12 protein-coding genes are annotated in these 21,110 nt (G+C 29.7%); 1 reads left to right on the top strand and 11 read right to left on the bottom strand.

Annotation, left to right across the window (positions count from 1 at the left end):
- Positions 1–172: 172 nt before the first annotated feature.
- From WHD08_RS00990 to WHD08_RS00955, 8 genes are all read right to left on the bottom strand, one after another.
- The gene (locus tag WHD08_RS00990; RefSeq protein WP_208891261.1) at positions 173–424 is read right to left on the bottom strand and encodes a mannonate dehydratase; all 252 of its coding nucleotides are present in this window, start codon (positions 422–424) and stop codon (positions 173–175) included.
- 11 nt (positions 425–435) lie between these two features.
- On the bottom strand, positions 436–627 hold the full coding sequence (locus tag WHD08_RS00985) for a mannonate dehydratase (protein WP_208891262.1): 192 nt from the start codon (positions 625–627) through the stop codon (positions 436–438).
- 18 nt (positions 628–645) lie between these two features.
- Positions 646–3,447, bottom strand: coding sequence for a M16 family metallopeptidase (locus WHD08_RS00980; protein WP_208889579.1), 2,802 nt, complete (start codon positions 3,445–3,447; stop codon positions 646–648).
- Positions 3,448–3,672: 225 nt separating this feature from the next.
- The gene (locus tag WHD08_RS00975; RefSeq protein WP_208889580.1) at positions 3,673–5,046 is read right to left on the bottom strand and encodes a TlpA family protein disulfide reductase; all 1,374 of its coding nucleotides are present in this window, start codon (positions 5,044–5,046) and stop codon (positions 3,673–3,675) included.
- 238 nt (positions 5,047–5,284) lie between these two features.
- On the bottom strand, positions 5,285–6,331 hold the full coding sequence (locus tag WHD08_RS00970) for a DUF4465 domain-containing protein (protein WP_208889581.1): 1,047 nt from the start codon (positions 6,329–6,331) through the stop codon (positions 5,285–5,287).
- Between the two features lie 20 nt (positions 6,332–6,351).
- Complete coding sequence (locus tag WHD08_RS00965) at positions 6,352–7,836, bottom strand: RagB/SusD family nutrient uptake outer membrane protein (RefSeq protein ID WP_208889582.1); 1,485 nt, start codon at positions 7,834–7,836, stop codon at positions 6,352–6,354.
- An 11-nt stretch (positions 7,837–7,847) separates the two neighbouring features.
- Positions 7,848–11,330 (bottom strand): SusC/RagA family TonB-linked outer membrane protein, encoded by a 3,483-nt coding sequence (locus WHD08_RS00960; RefSeq protein WP_208889583.1) that lies wholly within the window; start codon positions 11,328–11,330, stop codon positions 7,848–7,850.
- A gap of 88 nt (positions 11,331–11,418) precedes the next feature.
- Entirely contained in the window at positions 11,419–12,573 is a 1,155-nt protein-coding gene (locus WHD08_RS00955; protein ID WP_208889584.1) for a FecR family protein, read from the bottom strand.
- A gap of 135 nt (positions 12,574–12,708) precedes the next feature.
- Between WHD08_RS00955 and WHD08_RS00950 the strand changes: the two genes are divergently transcribed.
- Positions 12,709–13,308, top strand: coding sequence for an RNA polymerase sigma factor (locus WHD08_RS00950; RefSeq protein ID WP_165733167.1), 600 nt, complete (start codon positions 12,709–12,711; stop codon positions 13,306–13,308).
- Between the two features lie 115 nt (positions 13,309–13,423).
- Here the strand turns inward: WHD08_RS00950 and WHD08_RS00945 are convergent, their stop codons facing one another.
- From WHD08_RS00945 to WHD08_RS00935, 3 genes are all read right to left on the bottom strand, one after another.
- A complete protein-coding gene (locus tag WHD08_RS00945; RefSeq protein WP_208889585.1) occupies positions 13,424–14,890 on the bottom strand; it encodes an aminotransferase class V-fold PLP-dependent enzyme in 1,467 nt (488 codons plus the stop codon).
- Positions 14,891–14,990: 100 nt separating this feature from the next.
- The gene (locus WHD08_RS00940; RefSeq protein WP_208889586.1) at positions 14,991–16,949 is read right to left on the bottom strand and encodes a protein-disulfide reductase DsbD family protein; all 1,959 of its coding nucleotides are present in this window, start codon (positions 16,947–16,949) and stop codon (positions 14,991–14,993) included.
- A 1,021-nt stretch (positions 16,950–17,970) separates the two neighbouring features.
- Complete coding sequence (locus WHD08_RS00935) at positions 17,971–21,105, bottom strand: carbohydrate-binding protein (protein WP_208889587.1); 3,135 nt, start codon at positions 21,103–21,105, stop codon at positions 17,971–17,973.
- Positions 21,106–21,110 lie beyond the last annotated feature (5 nt).

Here is a 21,110-nt window from a genome sequence, read left to right as displayed (position 1 = left end):
GACGATCGGCTAATTCCTAATTCTATTTACGTAATTCAGCCAAACCTCATAAACATTCGATACCTGAATAACCAGGATTTCTTTTCTTCTTTAAATCGTCTAACGTTTTATGTCTGTGATCTGATCTAAATGGCATTCTTATCTCTTTTATTCCTACTTCAACACTTTTTTTTCACTCTAAAACCACCGCTTTCATTACCGCAAAAATATCTACATCACCATGTAAATGATCTACTTCATGAAAATTACCTTCTGCATCTCTTTTTGTTGCACGTAAATAAATTTTAGAACCTAAACGCTCTACTATTCCTGCTAAAGCAATATCTGCTCTTACACAAAAAAATCTTGTACAAAATATCAATCCATTATTATGTGAAGGAACAGCCTTATATAAATCAACAATACCTTGTTCTGAAGATACCATTCTAGGCAAACCTATACATAGGAAAAGGAGGATACATCTAGATGAATACACTTTAAAACGCCTCTTTGTTTTGCCGCAGGAATGATTTCTGATAAAAACGAGAATAAACTATTTTTCATTCCTTTAAGGCCAACATTCTTATAGCTAGCCCCAATTACATTAAATTTCTTTAAAGAATACCCTTCTTCTGCCCTAGTAAACACGCAATAATATTTCTAATCTTATTTGTTTGGTTTAAAAACGACTCTATATGATTCTCCTTCATTAAGAACTTGACTTGCCATGTCCTGTATATTTTTAATAGACACTTTATTAACAATATTTTCAAAGTTTTTAGGATCATTTATATTTAAATCATACCTAAAAAAAGAGGTTAATAATCTCATGTCATACGCGTTCTTATCGATGGATTGTGTTCGTTCTTTTAATAAATTAGATCTTGTTTTATTAAGGTCTTCTTCCTTTATATTTCCATCTGCTATTTTTTGTAATTCAGTATTTACAATACCGACTAACTTATCTGCTAATTCAGGATTACAATCAAACTTAAATGATACATTTAATTCCGATTTCGGTTCTCTTATAAGATGTGCATTTGCTCTAGGACTATAAGCACCACCTTCAGTCTCTCTTACGGTTTCTGTAATTCGTAATTGTAGAATGTCTCCCAAAACATTTGCATAAATTGCATTTTCTACAGTGTAAGGTATTTCTTTTTTATACAATATATTTACAGTTGATTTTGGGTCTTCCATAGCTAAATATACATCTTCAGTAATTTTATCAGACACCCACTCTGCCCCATTATCAATAAAGACTTCTTTAGTATTATAGGTAGGTATACTTGCTATGTATTTTTCTAAAAGGGGTTTTAATTGATCTGCTTTAACATCACCAACTATAAAGAATTCAAAATCTGATGCATCATGAAACCGTGATTCATAGATAGATTTAATTTTATCAAATTTAATATCAGACACGTATTCTTGGTTAAAAAGCCTAATTTTCGGATTGTTTTTTCCGTAAAGAACTATTTTTAAACTATCATTCATTTTCTCACTAATACTATTAGTTCGACTAGTAATGTAGCTATCTAAATTACTTTTTAAAACTTTGAAAGCAGATGGGTCAAATCGAGGTTTCACAAAATACAAATGAACCATTTGAAGCATCGTTTCTACATCTTGTGAGTTAGATCCTCCTGAAATAGATTCGCTAATTTCATTTAATCGAATTCTTACATTGGCCGTTTTTCCTGCCAGTACTTTTCTTAAATCCGTAGTATTAAAGTCTCCTAAGCCAGACATTTGAATTAAGTTACCTAGTAAATTTGCAGAAGGTAAATCTATATCGTTTAATAGAGATTTACCTCCATAACTCAATCCATTTAAGGCTACTTTGTCTTTTTCCTTGTTAACAAACTTATAATGGACTTTAATATTGTTATTTAATAAAAAGGTAGTCGATTTTAACTCGTTATTAGTTAAAGTCTTAATTATTTTACCTGATTTAATACGAATGTCTGATACTAAGGTTTTACCCTGCATTGATTCTTTATAAGGTTCAATTGTGCTGTCGTTCTCTGCTAAATTGATAATTTTAATTGCGTCTGCTTCTGTTAAATTATATTGTTCTGCAACTCCTGTAACATTTATAAACCTGTTGTTTTTGGCATATAAGCGTTTAATGGTCTTATGCAGATCTTCTTTAGTGATTGTACTAAATATTTGTTTTACAATTACAAATTGTTTTTCTATATCTGAAATTGTGCTGTTTTCTAAATAATTACTTTTTATTGAACCTATAATTCTTTTGTGACTGACACTTTCTTTTTTTGCTACCTGATTTTTATATGCAGTTTTTAGCTGCATAATTTTTCTATTAATTTCAGATTGCACAAATCCAAACTTTACAGCACGTTCTATTTCTGTTAAAACTTCAGAGAATGCTTCTTTTTGTAGATTTGGTTTGGGGGCAAGTCTAATACTTAAAAAATTTGATGTTCTAGACATGCTTCCATAAGACATACCAGCTCCTAAAAATGAGGCTTCTGGTTTTTGGGCTTGCTCAGAAATTCTAGCATTTAACATACTAGTTACCATGGATTCTTGTAAGGAACGTTTTAAATGGCCAATAGTCCCTGTTTCTAAAGGTTTTTGATGACGGATTCCGTAACTAATATTTGCCGTAGAAACTTCTGGATCCATCCCCAAACTATACATCATCTTATCATTATTAGGAACATTAACGGTAAACCGTTCTCTTGGATTTTTAATAGCAGGGATTTTTGAGAATTTTTTTATAATTTTTTGCTCAATGGTTTCTATATTTACATCTCCTATAACCGCAATAGCCTGCAGATCGGTTCTGTACCAATCATGATAAAAATTGCGAAGTGTTTTATAATCAAAATTTTCTACAATAGACATTTCACCTATAGGTAATCTATCTGCATATTTAGAATGATTAAATTTTATAGGTAACGATATCTCAAATAAACGCATTTGTCCGCTTTGTCTTGTTCTCCATTCTTCTTTTATAACGGCACGCTCTGCATCTATTTCTTCGTCTGTTAGTAATAAGTAGTTAGACCAATCATTTAATATTGTTAAACAAGTATCTACCAAACTATCTTTGGTAGGAATATTATTTATGTTGTAAACCGTTTCATCAAATGAGGTGTAAGCATTTATGTCTTTACCAAATACAGCACCATGTTTTTGTAATGTATTTAACATACTCTTACCAGGAAAAGTTTGTGTTCCATTAAATGCCATGTGCTCTAAAAAGTGTGCTAACCCTTGTTGGTCATCATTTTCTAAAACAGAACCTACATTTTGAATAATGTAATAACTAGCTGCACCTTTTACAACGTTGGTACTTTTAATATAATAGGTTAATCCATTTGTTAATACGCCTTTTTTAATGCTTTTATCTATTGGCAATGGTTGGTTTAAATCAAGAGATTGAGCGTTAACAAAAAAGCTCAATGGAAGTAATAGTAATAAAATTAAGTGTTTCATACTTTTATTTATTGTGTTAAAGATATTGATTTTGTAGAAAATGATAAGAACCTAAAATGAAAAGGAAAGAATTGTATTTAGGACTAATTTTAAAAAATAAAAAAGGGTTATTATTTACAAATAACCCTTTATATAACTTTTCGAAGTTTATCAGTAATTAATTCAAATAATTTATTCTAAAAGAAAAATACAACGAAAAGATATAAAGAAAACTTAAGATAAAAACTATAAATTAAGCTCATTAAATAAATCTATTAGCTTGGAATCTGATGGTCTTGGCGCATGTGCATCAACAATATTACCTTTTGGGTCTAGTAAAATAAATCTAGGGATTCCATTTATTTGATATTCTGAAACAAATTCACTACTCCAATTCTTATCTGCAATTAATTGAATTCCTCCCATCTTTTTATTTGTGACCATTTTTTTCCATTTCTCAAAATGTTTTTCAGTATCAATAGAAAGACTAACAAAATGAATCTTTTTATTCTTATAGTCTTCTTCAATTTCTTTTAAAAATGGTACTTCAGCCAAACAAGGTGCACACCATGTTGCCCAAACATCTATATATACATATTTCCCTTCTAAATCACTTAAAGATGTTTTTCCGCCTGCATGGTTTATATAATCTGTAAATTCAGGAGAAGGTTTTCCTTTAGCTATTTTTATAAGGTTATTATACTTTTTTGTAACCTTTTCGGTTTTAGAGTTAGCTATTGATAAGTAATATTCATAATATTCCTCGATCTCCTTAGTTTCGCTTATACCAAAAAATGCAGCAGTGCTTATCAAATTATTTTTTATAAATTCATTTGGCACCTTATTATAAACTTTAAGTTTCGCTAAACTTTTATCAATGTTTTCTTGTGCTATTAATGCGTCAATTTCTTTTTGATAATACCATTTTACTAATTTTTTATACGGATAAGACATCTTGTAATCTTCTTCATTCAAAAAATCAAACTCTTCTAATTCATCATAAAAACCTGGTGATACATTAAAATTATTATTTTTTGAATATACTCGATGAGAATTCTCGTAATTAATTAATTTATAAAGGCGATTATACTTTAATTCTTTACGTCTAAATTCAAGAAAATCTTTTGTAGTATTCGGAAAACTATCTAAGTATTTAGACAAGCTTTCTTCCACCTTTTTAGATTTAATTTTAAAATCAGTTTCTGATAATAAAAAATATTCTGTGGTATTTCCTATTAAAGAATAATATCGTTCATTTTTTGTAAGCATAAAATTTGAAGCTTCTGAATCTTTACCTGTTAATTTACCCGAACTTCTAAAATTTTCAGCATCAATTGTAAGGTTAAAATCACCTCCATTAGGTAAATATAAATCTACTCTTTGCCTTGGGTTATGAAGAAAATAAAAACCGGTTCCAGAAGTTATAGTGTCTAAAAATGTACCATCCTCTTCTAAAGTAATTTTTTTATTTTCAGAACCTTCTCCTATTTTTGTTAAACGAAATTCACGCGATTTTGTGTTTAGTATTTTCCCTGAAAATAATATGTAATCTTTTTTGGGAGTACTATTACAAGACGACAAAAGTGTGGAAACTAATAAAACTAATAATATTTTTTTCATTGTTTAATATTGTTATAAGCAAGCATTTATTGATGATTAATAACAGAATAATAGGTCTGTTACCTATGCTTAGACTGAGTTATTTTTTAGTAGGTAGTTTTAATGGAGGCTAAATAAATTAACCTCCCATTATGTTTTTATAAATAGCATTACTTTTAACTCTCTTGAAGTATCTTTTGATATTGCAATGTAATTATCAAAAGCATTTTAAAAATTAAAAATTTTTATTCTTATTTTGTTATTTCAGACGTATGCCATCTAAACAAAAAGTAGGTGAATAAATCATATTACCAAAATCATCTACATAAGAAGATGAAATTTTAAATAAAACTTTATCTACCTCTCCTAAAGAACTTAAATCTACTTTAGTCCAATCTTCTAAAACAAAATTATATGTTGGGTTTATTAAATCTACATTTGCTCTAGTTGCTAAGTAAAATTCAACATTACCTGTAGTACTTCCGTTTAGAGAACCTTCAATATTTAATTTAATATATCCTACGCTTAAATCTGTATAAGCTGTTTCGTATGCTTCTTCTGCTTCTTCATCTGTACTACCGTTGTTTAAAGCAGTTGTTTTTGCTGCTTCTCCTGCTTTACGCTTCTCTAGTATTTCATGACCAGATAATCTAACCGCATTTACTCCGCTAGGAGAAGGTAGTAAAAACCTACCGTATCTAGTTGATGATGGGTTTGGGTTTTTTATGTTTCTTACTGCAGTTCCATCTATAAGATAAGCTTGTGAATCGCTATCAAAAGTACCAGAATATACAGAACCATAACTTGCCATTAAATAATTATAACTTGTATTAGCTACTAATACATGACTAACAATTGCAGGCTCATTAAGTGTAAAAAAAGCATCATCTCCGGCAGCATGACCTACTAAATAATTTTCAGTTCTATTTGGTGTTACTGTACTTACACTAAAAGCAGTAGAATCTATAGACTGTTGAGTTTCTGCAACTGTAAGACCTCCAGCTGGAGCAAAATCTGGACTTAAATTCCAAGGGTAAGATCTTTGACTTTTATTAGATAATGCAAATCCGCTATAAGTGCTACCTCCTGTATTACTTACATTAACAGTAACAATTCCAGATTTAGAATCTCCAGATGTAAATGGAGAATCGGAAATTTTATAGGTAAACCTTCCTAATTCTAATTCATTAAAGGTAATATCGTTTGGATATGGTATTTTAAGTTCTAGTTCGTCATCACAAGAGTGTAAAGTGAATAACCCAAAAACTGCAGCTGTGATACAAATATATTTGTTGATAAATTTCATGTGATTTTTATTTTAAATTACTATAAATCTATATTTTGAGTCATAAGTTTATTAAATTCCATTTCTTCTTCTGGAATAGGGTAACATAACTTGTTTTTATCAAGAATTTTTCCATTTTTTATAGCTACAATCCAAGGTTCTCCTGCTGTTTTAAAACGTAATGAAGCATAATATTCACTTCCATTTTCTAAGAAGGTTTCAAGAAAATACTCTTTAAAAATTGTATCCATTAATTCTTGTTGAGAATTAACTGTTAAGCTAGGTAAAACAGGGTTTGTACGCTTAGAACGCATTAGGTTAATTGGTGCAATAGCTTCTGCTATAGATGCTCCTGTTCTAGCCAATAATTCAGATTTCATTATATATAACTCTGGATATCTAAAGTAATAAGTATTGTATTTTTCGTCTCCTTCTAAGACTCCATCATATTGTGCTAACCTAACAACCTTAGTCCAAGTATAATACCTATTGGTATCCCATGAAGCTGGTGAGTGCACGTCACCTGTTACAATATCCCATCGCGGGTCTGCCTTAAACCAATCACTTCCAAAATTCAATTTAGCCGTTATTTGATCTTCGTCACGTGGCAGCTTGTCAGCATATCTTTGAGCAATATTCGCTGAGTAATAATAACTTTTATAGGTTCTGTTGCCCTCTTCTAAATATCTTGAAAATAAATTTTCTTCAGAGTCCCAAGAATCTTTATATACTTTGGCTAAATCGTCTTGCATAGAAAAACCTGACACACTTGTATTAAGTACTTCATTTACTAAACCAAGTGATTCTTGTAAATCTGATACATTATCATTCATGCCTCCTCTGTAAAGTAAAATTTTTGCTTTTAAAACTTTTGAAAATTCTTTTGATACATATCTACTACTTTTAAATGACCCTAAATTAGCAATTGCATAATCTAAATCTTCAAAGATTTTATCATAGCTTTCTCCAACACTTATTCTTGCTTTTTCTATATTTCCTAGATTAACAACTTCATCTCTATATAATAATCCATTAGGGTTATCATAATCATCAGACCACCAATGTCCGTAATTCCATAATAAATTAATATTTATCCATGCTCTTAAACATCTTGCTTGACCTAATAGAGAATTTCGTTCTTCTTCACTTGGTACCTGAGCGTCAGATAAGTTTGAAATTCCTTCTATAGCAAAATTTGCAGAATTAAGACTTTTGTAAAAGTAACTCCATCGGTAGCGAATACTAGTTGTTGTTTCATTTCCTTCTGCATATTCCATATTATATTCTGCAGAACGCCATTTAATAAAACCAGAACGTGAAGCTAAATCTGTATAATATTGCCCTGACCATTGATCACTATCTATAAATGTTTCATAAACGCCACCTACAGCTGCTTCTGCTTTACTAAAATTAGTGACACCATTTTCTTCGTTTAAAGAAAAGCTAGGTTCTCTTTCTAAGTAATCCGAACAAGAACTTAATGCTACTAAAAGAATAAATAATGGTATGTATATATATTTTTTCATGTGTTGTTTTTTTATTGAAGTTTAATCTTAATACCTAAATTATAAATTTGTGCAGATGGGTAAGTACTAGCATCAATTGCCATCCCTGAACCAATTTTAGAATTTGTCCAGTTACCTTGTGGATCAAATCCTGGGTATTTAGTAATTGTAAATAGATTGGTAGCTTGAAAAGTTAAATCTACACCACTAATTAGCATTTTTTCAAAATATTTATTAGGTAATTTATATGTTATATTTAGAGCATTTAACCTTAGATAAGAAGCATCATGTAAATAAAAATCTGAAAACTTATTGTTTCCGCCAATTAACGTTTGTGCTAACCTTGGATAAGAAGCATCATAAGGGTTTACAAGAATAGTACTTTGTCCTGCAACAATATTACTTTGGTTATAATCGCCAACATAACCTATGTTTAACCTTGGTAAATCCCATAGTCTACTATGACCATAAGCATACGTAAAAGCAGCATTAACCATAAAGTTTTTAAAACGGTAGGTTAGTCCAAATCCACCAGTTCCTTTTGGAATAGATGAGCCTAAGTTAACTCTATCATCATTTGTAATTTTTCCATCTCCATTTTGATCAATATAGATCATATCTCCAATAGTCTCTTGAGAGTTGTTTAAAAAAGTTGGCTGACCTGTTGCCGTTCTACCTTGCATTGCAATAGCATCTTCATCTGTAACAAAGAATCTACCAGCAGTTTGTAATCCGTACCATTGTCCCGTTTCCTCACCTTCTACCAATTTTATAAAGGGCGCATAGCTACCAGGAAATAATAGCTCTTCAAGATCTCCGTTAATTTTAACTACTTTGGTCTTATTGTTTGAAAAGTTAAAATTAAAAGTTAGACGGTGGTTATCTGAACGTAAAATATCGTACTTAATATCAAATTCAAAACCATTATTTTTAACGGATGCTACATTTGACGTAATACTTGTAAAAGCAGCACTTGACGCCAAAGGTGTTTTATATATTAATTTGCTACTATTTTTTGTATAAACACCTACAGAACCATAAACTCTGTCATCAAGTAATCCAAAATCTAATCCTAAATCAAACATTTTTGTTTCTTCCCATTGTAAATCTGGATTTCCGATAGAACTAGGCTGTATAGCCGGACTTTCATTATATTGTACAGATCCAACTTGTGTTATCCAATCATAATTTCCTAAATTTTGAGATCCTGTTATACCTAAAGAAGTTCTAAGTTTTAAATAAGACACATATTTTTTAACACTTTCTCCTTTCATAAATTTTTCGCTAGAGATTAACCAAGCAGCAGCACCAGAAGGAAAAAGTCCCCAACGTTTATCTGCTCCAAAACGAGATGAACCATCACGACGAATAGTACCAGAAATAATATAGCGATCATCAAATTTATAATGTAATCTTGCAAATTGTGATATTAATGCATTTTCTGTTTGCGTCTCATTTATAGAGTTAATTGAAGCTGCAGATCCAAAATTATTAAGCACATCATCATCTGGAAAATTAGAAGCTTTTATATAATGATATCTAGAAATATAATTCTCCATTGAATGACCAATTAAAGCACGTAAATCATGTTTTTTATTGATTAATTTAGCGTAAGTTAAAGTGTTTTCCCAAATATTAAAAGAAGATTTAGTATTGTACCATGTTCTAGTACCAGTGGTATTTTGAGCAGTTCCGGCACGGTCATAACTTAAGTTTTCACTATCTGTATAATTGTTAGTGAAAGATGTTTTAAACTTAAAATCATTTAAAATATTTATATCTAAAAAAGCTGTACCATTAAAAGTAATTCCTTTTCCAGATCTTGTGTTTTGTAGGGTAGTATATGGATTTTCTGTAAATAAATCTCTTGTAAACAAGCTTCCATCTTCTTCATAAACAGGAATATCTGGTCTAACCTTTTGTATAACACTAAGCATATAATCTTTATTATCAGATTTACGAGAACTTCCATTTAGGTTAAGTCCAAATTTTAAATTTTCACTAATTTTAGTATCGAAATTCATTCTACCTCCATACAACTCGCTTTGCCCCGATTTTACAACACCTTCCATATCACTATAATTAAAAGAAGCAAAATAGGTTGTTTCTTCAGACCCTCCACGAACAGAAAAATCATGTTGTACCACCACTGGATTCTGAGTCATTTCTTTTTGCCAATTAGTGTTTCCATCATAATAAGCGCCATCTAGCGTTACAAGATCAGATTTATCATACTCGCTATTATTTAGGTTATAAAATGCTTGAAGATCTAAATAACGTTCAGCAGAATTAGTAAACGAATCCATCGTTAATACCATTTCTCTAGCTGCAGCACCAGAAAAGTTTATATAATCTTCAGATTCAAAATATTGATATCCATTAAAATCCATAACCTGCACACCTACTCTAGAAGATACTTCAAAAAGAGGTTTCATTCCTATTTTACCTTTTTTAGTGGTTACTATTACAACTCCATTAGCAGCTCTAGAACCATATACTGCTGTAGCAGAAGCATCTTTAAGAATATCTATACTTTGTACATCATTTAAATTTAAATTATACAAAGTATTTGCAACATCACCAGAAGTTGTAGATGAATATTGTGGTACACCATCAATAACCCATAAAGGTTGGTTATCTCCAGAAAGTGACGATGCCCCTCTAATAACCACACTAATAGGAGAAGTAGGTGAAGCAGATTGTATTTGAACATTTACACCAGGACTTTTACCTTGCAATAAACTTTCGACGCTAGCTCCCATAGGTGCATTCTCTATTTCTTTTGCACTAATTCTAGATATTACTCCTGTTGCATCTTTTACTTTAGATGTTCCATACCCAATTACCACAACTTCATCTAAGCCAGATAAACTTGGTCTCATTTTTATATTTAAAATTGTTTTGTCGCCAACCACAACTTCTTGATTTTCAAAACCAATATAACTAAATACTAAAATTTTATCTTTAGAGGAACTACCTAAATTAAGTGAATAATTTCCATTAAAATCTGTTGAAGTTCCATTTTTAGTCTTTTTTTCATAAACACTAACCATAGGAAGAGGCTCACCACTCTCATCTACTACAGTACCACTTATTATTATTTGCTGAATTGCTTTCACAGTTTTAGAAATACGAACAACTTCAGTTGGCTTTTCTTTTATAACTATAGTTTCGTCTTCAGAAAACTCACAACTAAAACTTCCTTTTGATAAGGCTTTCTTTAAAAGATTATTCGCTCTAATGATTCCTTTTTCTAATTTTATTTTGGGATAATTCTTAAACAAATCTGCTCTATAAATAAAACTATGATTTGTATGACTTTTAATAATTTCAAATACTTCATCTACTGAGACTGTTTTGTTTGATTCAATTGTAATTTTTTCATTCTGTGAAAAACCACTTTTAGGAGTGAAACTAAAAAGAGTGGTACAGAAAAGTAAAAAGAATGTTTTCATAATGATAGGTAGAAATCTTTTCTTAAATAAGAAAAGTATTTTTGTAAAATTATTTTTCATAAATTTGCATTTGGTTAGTTGTTAATTAATTAATCACGATTCTTAGGGATATAACTAGCTGTGAGAGGTTTTGTTTTTATCCCTTTTTTTATTTTATTGTCAAAATTCTATTTTTAATACTATATTTTACATTGGTTGTAGTTTTAATTGATTCTAATATTCTATATATTGATTGTTGTTTTCTTAAAACACCTGTAAAAAGAATTTCTTCGCTTTCTTTTTTTGTAAATTCTACATCTAAATCATACCAACGAGATAAAACTTTTAAGATCTCTTTTAAAGGTTTATTTTTAAAACTAAACATTCCATTTACCCATGCAATTTCATCATCTGCCTTTACTTCATATACTTTTATAAAGTCTGATGAGTTTGAAATTTTTGATTGTTGACCTGGTATTAGAGTTTTGTTGTTATTTTTATTCTTAACATTTACAGAACCTTCTAATAAAGTTGTTAAAATATCGGTTTCATCTCGGTAAGCTTTTACATTAAATTCAGTTCCTAAAACAGTAATCGTTTGGTTGTTTGTTTTTAAAACAAAGGCATCTCCATTATGTTTAGTACTTTTAGAGACATCAAAATAAGCTTCTCCATAAAGCAATTCAACTTCTCTAGTTTTTCCTTTTTTAAAGTTTACAGGATATTTTAATTTACTTTCAGAATTTAACCAAACTATTGTATTGTCTGATAATTCTATAGAAAACAAACCTCCTCTAGGAATTGTTAAGTAATTATAAATAGTTTCTTTAGTTTTTGTTTTATGTTTTGTATTAAGTTTTGTTTCGTATACTAAACTTTCTCCATTACTATGAATTGTTTTGTTATTATATCCTTTTCCATTTTGTAGAGCAATATTAGATCCATCGTCTAAAGTTAATGTCGCTTTTATTTCTCCAATTGAAACAGTCTCATTTATAACAGGGTTTGTTTTTTGTGTTAAAAGGTATCCAGAAACAATTAAAACAGCAATAACTGCCGCATATCTAGATATCTTTTTCAAATACAATGGCAATACTTTTTCCGATTTCTTTTTATTTATATCAGTTTCAATTTTATCCCAAGAAGAGGTTATAATATCGTTTTTTACTGATTTTAACTGTTCTACAGAAAAATTCAACATTACATATTCATTAAACACATCTCTGTTTCCTTCATCTAACCAAGCTGCAAGTTCATTCGCTTCAGTTTCTGAAATATTATTATCAAAATAACTTATAATTATTTTCTCTATCCTTTTATTCACAATGTTTTCTTATTTCTATTAGTAATACGCTAACCTTTTCTATAATGCCTATAAAAAATTAATGTTTTTTTAACTTTTCTTTAAATTTTTAATGATATCTCATTAAAATATCTAAATTTGCTCGCACACTTTAACATGGCAGACAAGCAGAAAATAGTAGATTTAGTTCTTGGACTAAAAAAAGGAGACCAACTTTCTTTTAAGGTTTTACATGATCTATATTATAAAAGCTTGTATATATATATTAACAATTTTACTAAAAATGAATTTGAAACTGAAGATATTTTACAAGAAACTTTTATAAAAATTTGGAATTATAGAGAAAAACTAAGTGAATTAGATTCTTTTAAAGGCTATTTATTTAAAACAGCCTATTATACTTATATTGATAAGTACCGTAAAGATAAGCGAAATCAAAACGTATTAGACGGTTGGAAACATCAACGTCTTATGGAAACCATTGATGAAGATGACGAAATAAATCTCTTGAGAGTAAAAAAACTAAGAGAGACCATCGACAAATTACCTAACAGATGTAAAAAAGTATTTATTCTCTGTAAGTTTGAAAACCTCACGCATGCTCAAATAGCTGAACATCTAGAAATTTCTCCTAAAACGGTTCAAGCACAAATGTCTAAGGCATACAATATAATTAGAGAGAGTTTTAATGATAAAGGTACTTTAACGCTATTTCTTAATTTTTTTAAATCAATTAAAACTAAAATTGTCTACTAGTTTTTCTTAATAAGAATTCTTCGATAAAATAATCTTTTAAATATTAATTTCTACTAATAAATTAATATACTATTTTAGAAAACTCCACTTCTTTTAAAGTCTAATTACACAGCAATTAAACTAAAAACCAATTCCTTACCATTTCAATTTCTATAGGATTTACTGTTTTATGGATGTATTCATTTTTTACAGAATCATACCTATAATCCTTAGACCAATCCGTTATATTTTTAGCTAATTCTTTTAACGAATTACAAATAAATTCTAATTCCTGATTTGTAATGGTTGGATGAATGGATAAACGAATCCAACCAGGTTTTTGTGTATTGCAACCATGTAAAATCTCATCTTTTATTCTATTTGATGTTTCTTGATTTACATTTAATAAAAAATGCCCATATGTTCCTGCACAAGAACATCCACCTCTTGTTTGAATTCCGAATCTATCATTTAGTAACTTAACAACTAAATTAAAATGATATTTTTCAAAATAAAAAGAAAAAATACTTAAACGATCTTTAAGGTTTGGTGCTAATATTTTTATATCAGAAATACTTTCTAAAGTTTTAAAAACAATCTTGTTAATTTCATCTTCTCTCTTCTTAATGTTTTCAGTCACCATTTTATCCTTTAACTGAATCGAAAGTGCAATCTTTATAACTTGTAAAAAACCAGGTGTTCCACCGTCTTCTCTAGTTTCTACATCATCAAAATAATCATGTTGTCCCCAAGGGTTTGTATAACTCACAGTTCCTCCTCCAGGATTATCGGGCACTACATTCTTATATAATTTTTTATTAAAAACCAACACACCAGAAGTTCCGGGTCCACCTAAAAACTTATGAGGAGAAAAGAAAATAGCATCTAAGTATTCTTCTTCATTTTCTGGATGCATATTTATATCAACATAAGGAGCACAACAAGCAAAGTCTACAAAACACAAACCATTGTATTTATGTATTAATTTTGCCACTTTATGATACTCAGTTTTTATTCCAGTAACATTAGAGCATGCAGTAATTGAAGCTATTTTAAACTGTCTCTTTTCGTGTTTTTTTATACACTTCTCAAAACTTTTTAAACAAACTAAACCCGCATCATCACAAGGCACAACTTCTACATCTGCAATAGTTTCTAACCAAGATGTTTGGTTAGAGTGATGTTCCATATGACTTGCAAAAACAATAGGTTTTATTTCTTCTGGAATATTAGTGTATGCTTTTAAGCTTTCTGAAACTTTTAATCCTAAAATTCGTTGAAATTTATTTACAACACCTGTCATTCCAGATCCATCAGTAATTAAAACATCATTAGCACTTGCATTAACATGTTTTTTTATAATGTTTCTAGCTTCATGATATGCTAACGTCATTGATGCCCCAGATGTTGATGTTTCTGTATGTGTATTTGCAACAAAAGGTCCAAAATTATTCAATAATTTTTCTTCAATCGGAAGATACAATCTTCCACTTGCTGTCCAATCAGAATATACTAACTTTTGTTCTCCATAAGGAGATATAAAAGTCTGATTAACACCAACGATATTCTTTCTAAATTGATCAAAATATTTTTCTAAACTCATTTTATGCATACTAAATTATATTAAAATGTTTTCTTGTAAAAGCATTGCTTTAAGATCTCTATCAAAATAATGCTAAAAATTAATCAACTAAATAAAAATGTTACTTCTTAAAATTACTAATACCTTCTTTTAACCAATTAGAATAAGTATCTATATCTGGCGTATAAGCAACAGGTTTTATTAAGTTTTCTTCTGTATGATCCATTAAGACATACATTGGTTGCGTGTTAGTTTTATATTTTATAGTTTGTAATTCACTCCATTTTTGACCGATATATTTTAATTTTTTACCTGGCTTTAATTTAGAATCTACAATCTCATCTGCATTTAACTTTCTTTTGTCATCTACATACAAAGAAATTAAGACAACATCATTTTTAAGCATTTTTAAAACTTTAGGATTTACCCAAACATTTTGCTCCATTTTTCTACAGTTAACACAAGCGTGACCGGTAAAATCAATCATAACTGGTTTTCTTACTTTCTTAGCATACGCTAAACCTTTATCATAATCATTAAATGCTAAAATATCATTTGGAGCCATTAAATGTGCTCCATCTGGAATATCTGAATGTGAGACTCCACCTCCGCTACCAAGCTGTCTAAACCCAACTCCATATGGAGACTCACTATAATGCTGTGGTGGAGGAAATGCACTTATCAAGTTTAAAGGTGCTCCCCAAAGCCCTGGAATCATGTAAATTGTAAATGAAAGTACAATTAAACCTAAACTTAATCTACCTACCGAAATATGGTTCACAGGAGAATCATGTGGTAGTTGTATTTTTCCAAAAAGGTAGAATGTTAATGCTCCAAAAATAGCGATCCAAATAGCAATAAAGATTTCTCTTTCTAAAAGATGTAATTGTAATACTAAATCTGCATTTGACAAAAATTTAAATGCTAATGCTAATTCTAAAAACCCTAATACAACTTTTACTGTGTTTAACCAACCTCCTGATTTTGGTAATGAATTTAACCAACCTGGAAAAGCTGCAAATAAGGCAAATGGTAAAGCAATTGCCGATGAAAAACCTAACATTCCAATAATTGGTCCAACTTGACTTCCTCCTGCAGCTGCTTCTACCAATAAAGTACCTACAATTGGTCCGGTACAAGAAAACGAAACAATTGCTAACGCTAAAGCCATAAAGAAGATACCAATTAATCCACCTCTATCTGCTTGAGAATCTACTTTATTTGCCCAAGAGTTTGGTAGCATAATTTCAAAGGCACCTAAAAATGAAGCTGCAAAAACTAAAAGTAAAACAAAGAAAATAACGTTAAACCAAACATTTGTAGATAATGCATTTAAAGCATCTGCCCCAAATAATAGACTTACTAAAATACCTAATAAAACATAAATTACAATTATTGATAATCCATAAATAATAGCATTCTTGATACCTGCAGCTTTTGTTTTACTTTGCTTGGTAAAAAAACTAACCGTCATGGGAATCATTGGAAAAACACAAGGTGTCAATAATGCAGCAAATCCAGATAGAAAAGCAATAAAGAAAATTCCCCAAAGACTTTTTTCTGATGATGAATCCTTTTTAATAGAAACCACTGGTTTACCCTCTTTTTTTATGGATTCAGTTATTACTGTTTTTTTACTAATTGTAAATAACAAATCTACTTCTGTTGGAGGCAAGCATCTAGTATCATCACAAACCATAAACTCAACGGTTCCGTTTATTTCATTCACAGGACTCGTTAATCTGATTTTTTGTTTGAATACAGCAGAATTCTCAAAAAATTTAATCTCCATATTAAAAATAGGATCATCAATTGTATGGCCTTCCTCTTCAGAAGTGTTTCCTATAAGTTTTAACTTAGCATCTTGATCATCGAATGTAAATAAAGTGGGTATTGGGCCGTCTTCAATAACATCTTGGGCATATAAATGCCAACCTGCATCAATAGTTGCTTTAGAAATTAATATATACTCTGTTTCTGAAATTTTCTCAACAGTAGTTTGCCATTTAACTGGTTCGTGTATTTGAGCTGTTAAAATTAAACTAAAAGTTAAAAATAATAGAGTAAGTAAGTTTTTCATTTTAATATTTTATGTTATTACTATTTAATAAAAAGGGTTATTATTCTTTAAAATAATAACCCTTATATCTTTTCAGTTTTGTAATTAATTCAAAAAGACAAAGCGTAGGAAAAGAATGTTATGTATTTTATTATTAGACGCAACAAAAAATAAAAACCCTTACTCTATATATGCTAAAAAATATTATTGCACCAAAAAAAGACTCCCTTAACCCCTGATTTTAAACTCGACAAAAAAACACCTAAAACACTAACAAATAGAAATATAAACATCTAAAATCCGTATATATCTTTTACACTTATTCAAGTGTGATTATTTTTTAATAAAAACTTTTTTATTCACAAACATTAAATACAGTGTTTTTTTTTCATAACTCTTGATAGTTTGGGTTTTATATTTACTCTAAAGAATCATTAAATACAAATTAAACTTTTAGAAATGAAAAATAGTCTGATTACAAGTAATAGATACTCCATTTACAGCAAGTAAATAAAAAGATTAATGAAACTATAGAATACCATATAGAATTAAAACTTTAAAAATTGAAGCAAGACAGTTAATTACTTTGAACTCATTCTATGAAATAAGTCGTTTGAAAATGAAAATTGTTTTGAAGAATCTAGTTTATTACTATTAAAAAAGAATAGAAGACTTTAGATTATAAATTTCACATAGCATCCATAATACGATGGTTTTTAGACTTTTTATCAAATTAATTTCAACAAACTAGAAAGAACAAATAAAGTTTATATTTCTTTTACTTAACTAAATCAAACACAAAGAAGATAAAATACGACTTCTTTTCTCTTAGTCACTTATCATAATTCCATAAAAAAAGGATAGTTACATATTGTATTCGGAAATAGGTATGTTTCTTTTAGTACATTAAAGGGTATAAAAAAACCTTAATCTATTTAATGAATAGATTAAGGTTGCTTAAAATTTTAGAATAAAAAGAAATAATTTATTCCTGTTTTAATGATTCTAAAGAAATTGATTCGCTTTTTTAAATTAGCCTTATTTACATTTTAAGTATTTTTTTACTTAAAATGCTACCATTAGAATTGACTCTAATTAAATACATACCTTTCTTAAAATGATTTATATCGATAGATTGCTTATTACTTTTAATGCTACTTTTCAACATTAATCTACCAACCATATCAAATATTTCTACATTAGCACCTAAATGATTGGTAATAGTAAAACTACTTTTTACTGGATTAGGATACATAGATATTACCTCTTTTTGTACATCATTAACGGCTAATGTTACACCTGCATAGTCAATTATATCTTGAATTGAAGCAAAGTTTTTAATCCATTCTATGTCGTTATACGTAGAGTTAGAAGTACTACTAGTATCATTTTCATCAATAAGAAATATAATTCTATTAGTATCTGTATAGTTTTCATTATCAGTAAATATTTTCTTAGCGCTACTACCAAAACCTGGACCATTGGCACTTAAATCATACACATAAATACCAGAATTATTAAGAGTTGTATTCGCTAAACTAGAAAACCCTTCTTTATCATTATTATACCAACCATTAGCCATATAAAAAGCCATTCTTCCTGCTGGTAAATGATCTATTTTAATAGCAACATAAGGATGCGCACTACTAAACTCTAAATCTGCTGGATATTGAATTCCCAAATATCCTGCAGCAGCAGCATAGGTTGCCTGTAGCGCTCCAGAAGTAACACTCATCGAAGTTGTTCCTGGATTATTAAAGCTAGACCATCCTTCAAAATTATTATTTGTTTCAAAAAGAAATTCAAATTGGCCGGCAACTTTTGCCTCTTCTAAATAAATGGGCAATATTTTTTTAGAAATACTAGGCCCTTCATACAATACAGATAAAGAACTATTAACTCCTGATGCTGTAAAATATTCGACGCTTATTTTGTGATATCCTTCATTTAAACAGATATTTGCTGATGCTTCTTGTAATCCGTCATTATTAAGAATAGAAACACCTGCTATAGACAATCTAGAACCATCATCAGAATTTGTATAAAATGTATACATACCATCTTTAGCAGCATAAACATACCCATCAAATACAAAACCATAATTATCTGTACTTGTCGCTTCAGATAAACCAATTGTAGAAATTTCGCCTGTTTTAACAACCGTTTCTAAAGTAAAATCTGGAAGTTCACTCCATGTGCCTTCATAGTATTTATAATTAACACCCTGTGCATAATTAAGGTCTGTATCAACAGAATCTATACAAGATAAAGTATTAATTTCTATGTTCATATTACTAAGTTCGAACGAATTATTAGCTCCACTAAATAAAACTTTTAAAGCTTGTACACCTTTCGTTAAAGAAACATTAGTTGCTACCGTAAAATCTTTCCAATCTATAAGACTTGTTGAATTTGTAGAACCAAAAGGAACATTAACATCTGTAGTAACATCTTCACCTCCAAAATTAAATTTTATTTTACCATTACCATTTGCTGCGGCATATCTTATAGAAATATCATAAGTTCCGTTTGCTGGCACATTTACAGTATAAGTTAACCATTCTCCATTTTCAATATTAGTTATACTATAACCTCCTTCTAAAGATTCTTTTAAATCTACATTTTCATCAGTTCTATACACTCCTCCTGTATTACTTGAAGAAATATCATTGTAGGTACGACCTTGACCGATTATAGGAAAATAATCAAAATTTTCAGCCTCAATTGTCATTGGTAATGTATTCATATTGTAATTTGGTAATCCATCAGTATCGAACCCATTAATTGGGTCTCCCGGACAATTACTTGTTCTACTATGGGTAAAAGCTCCCCAACCAGGAGTATCTGTTCGACTTTCTGAACGAACCTCATAATCTCCTGTTTTTTCAATATTTAAATCTCGTCCTCTTTGTAACCATTTATACTTTTCTGGATCTAAATTTAAACGATCCTTATAATGATTCAATGGGGTTTCCCAATATGGTCTTGTAATATTTAAACCTCTAAGAACTCTAGTATTATCCGATCCTGAATAAGGGTTTATTTTTAATGATTTTCCACGAGCAGTTCTATGTAATTTCTGATAAAATAAACCATTTTCTACGGTTGGTTCCCAAGGTTCTAAAACACCATCATACTCATTCTCGTAAGTTAAATTGTATCTTAAATGATATTCTAATCCTAATAAAATTCTATTATCAGCTAAACTGTATAAATCATCTCCTTGATTCCATGCTATTTCAGCAATTTGAGCTGTTAAAGACACACCATACATGGCATGTGTTTGATCTCTTGAACTTTCTTGACTCTGTCCGTTATCATAAATATAATTGGTTATAACTCCGTCATACCCATAATCTGGAATGGTAAATTGTTGTGACCAGTTATAACTAATTAAAAAACCATTATCTGAAATTATTGATGTTGTTGTCTTTGGTCCTGCCTCATAAGGTAAATCATCTGGATGGTGATCTTGATCACTTAAATATCTTAAAGCACGTTGATACATTAACTCGTTATCAAGAAAAATACCCATAGACATCATCCCTTTATAAGCTGCTAATTCTTGATTTCCTGCTCGTTTAGGATCTCCATTATAAATACCCCAATAAAAAGTATGATTATCATTAAAGGCTCCTTCCGGAACGGTAGTATTAGAATACCCAGGATACACAAGCATGTCGCTAAATTTTTGCATATCTGCTTCTGCCCAACCAGCATTACTGTGTTTAATTAACTCCGCAGCATTAACCATAGGCGCTACATATAAACCTACATCAAGAGGAATACCTGGTATTGATTTTAGATTTACCCATGCATTTAAAATTTCTATAGCTTTATCTGCATGTTTTTGATCGTTAGTCATCCACCACATTAATGCATTTTGGTAAGCGGCCGTCATATCATCTTCATACGCAGCTTTATTTGGTCCACTATTGCTATCTCTAGCAAGAACCGTCATAGAAGTATTTCCTTTTACAATATAGGTATGCTGAGAAAAAATATCTGCCGCTAAACTTTTGTAGGAACTAGCCCAGGGCTCAATACCTGCTTCAATTTGGAGTTTCATCCTTTCTAAATCTGATTTTTTATGATTTAATCCAGGATGCACAAAGTTTTGTGCTTTTGTAAACATTGAAAAAAACACTATTAAATAGAGAAGTAATTTTGTTTTCATAATTA

Origin of the sequence: Polaribacter sejongensis (genome assembly GCF_038024065.1) — a bacterium.
GTDB classification, from domain to species: domain Bacteria; phylum Bacteroidota; class Bacteroidia; order Flavobacteriales; family Flavobacteriaceae; genus Polaribacter; species Polaribacter sejongensis.
Note: the sequence above shows the minus strand (reverse complement) of the source record. Positions and strands in the feature narration are given on the sequence as shown.